Source organism: Mesorhizobium sp. M7A.F.Ca.CA.001.08.2.1, assembly GCF_003998455.1.
In the GTDB taxonomy this organism is placed as follows: domain Bacteria; phylum Pseudomonadota; class Alphaproteobacteria; order Rhizobiales; family Rhizobiaceae; genus Mesorhizobium; species Mesorhizobium ciceri.
The window spans coordinates 1-1,673 of record NZ_RZPW01001050.1; the positions used below are offsets into that span (position 1 = coordinate 1).

Annotated in this window: 2 protein-coding genes; both read left to right on the forward strand. The window is 57.7% G+C overall.

Going from position 1 to position 1,673, the window contains the following annotated elements; genetic code table 11:
* The coding region (locus tag EN914_RS34610) for an acyltransferase family protein (RefSeq protein ID WP_206527308.1) at nt 1-717 on the forward strand (717 nt) is incomplete at its 5' end.
* A gap of 221 nt (nt 718-938) precedes the next feature.
* The coding region (locus EN914_RS34615; RefSeq protein WP_164779139.1) for a glycosyltransferase family A protein at nt 939-1,673 on the forward strand (735 nt) is incomplete at its 3' end.

The following is a 1,673-nucleotide window of genomic DNA, read 5'->3' on the forward strand; positions in this document are numbered from 1 at the left end:
CAGAGGACCTTGTCCGAGCTTTTCATGTCGCTCGCCTTCGTCCCCTTCGGACCCTACCCCATCTTGTATCCGACGTGGACCTTGCTGGTAATCGTCGAATTCAGCCTGATCATCGCAGCTTTCCAACTCGTCAGCGTGAAATATGGGATCCTCTATTCCGCCGCCTTCGCGGTTCTTCTTGCGGTCGCGGGCGAGACATCAGGCATTGAGAACCCCATTTTCGTATTTTACACCAATCCGATCCTGATCGATTTCGCTTTCGGCATCGTCATCTTCAAGCTTTCCAACTCCGGGCTGTTCCCTTTCAAACTGCCGTGGAGCGGGGCCGTTACCCTCGCGGCGGCGGCAGTCGCCTTCGGAGCCTTAGCAGCAGTCTTGCGTCCTTTCTGTTGGCCGGCGCTGCCCCGTCTCCTCGCGCTCGGCATGCCGATGTCGGTCCTGTTGCTGGGGGTTGTCGCTCTGGAGCAGCTCGGTGTCTTCAGCGACTCCAAGCTCTTGAACTTTCTCGCCAAATGCACTTATGCGATCTACTTGCCCCACTGGTTCGTGGCTATCGTATCCGAGAAGCTCGTTGCCGAAAGCGGAGATTCGGCGCGGCTCGCCTCGGTGCTGTTGTTCGTGACGCCCATGGCCGTCACCTGCGTTTCGGTGCTGGTTTATCTTTTTGCTGAAGTGCCGCTGACCCGATATCTCTCCGGCCGCTTCACAGGCAGCTGAATGAGACGGAGAGGCTGGCGATGAGGTTGCACCTGCCCCTACGCCTTTGGTCGATTGTCATCCCCTAGCCTTTTAGACGGCATGACCTTCCAGCCGATTTGTTGGAGGATGGGCCTGGAAACCAAGTCTTTGTCCTCGATCGTGGCGTGGTGCCTGTGCTGGCCCACATCAGGTCGCTCCGATAACCGAGGCGACCAATCAGGTAAGGGGAGCCTGTGCTGATGCCCAGCATCAATGTAGTCATACCCTGCTACAACGCTGATCGGTTCCTCGCGCAATGTATACGCAGTGTGCTTTCGCAAGGCATCGACGATCTCCGGATTGTTGTTATCGATAACGCGTCAACAGACGACAGCGTGGAAGTGGCACGCCGACTTGCCGCCCAAGACAGCCGGGTTGAAGTCGTGTGCCACGCCAGGAATGTAGGGCCAATTGCGTCCTTCAACGAAGGCGTCGAGCTTGCGCGAGGAGACTACTTCATCCTTTTGTGCGCCGACGATCTCCTGACAGACGGCTCGCTCCAACGCGCCGTTGATGTCCTCGAAAGCAATCCTGGGGCTGCTTTCGCCATAGGGTCTGATCTCAGCATGATCGAGGGGAAGGATTTTGCCGAACCAAGTCAACCAGATGGATGGCGCGTAACGGCGGGTGCCCGGTTCATTGAAGACTGTTGTCGTCATCTGGGCCATCTGGGAGTGTCCCTGGCCTTGGGAGCGGTGCTGGTCAGGATGACTGCGCAAAAGGCGGTGGGTCACTACCGTGCGTCACTCGCGCACGCGCCCGATTTGGAGATGGTGCTTCGCCTCGCGCGGTTGGGTTCAATCGTGGAATTCGAGGGCGCGCTCGGTATCCGACGCGTGCATGCAGCACAAATAACGGTGGTCCACTTTTCGGACAAATTAACGCAATTGAAAGAACGAGAGGCGGTATTCGCCCGCTTCTTCTCGTGCGAAGGC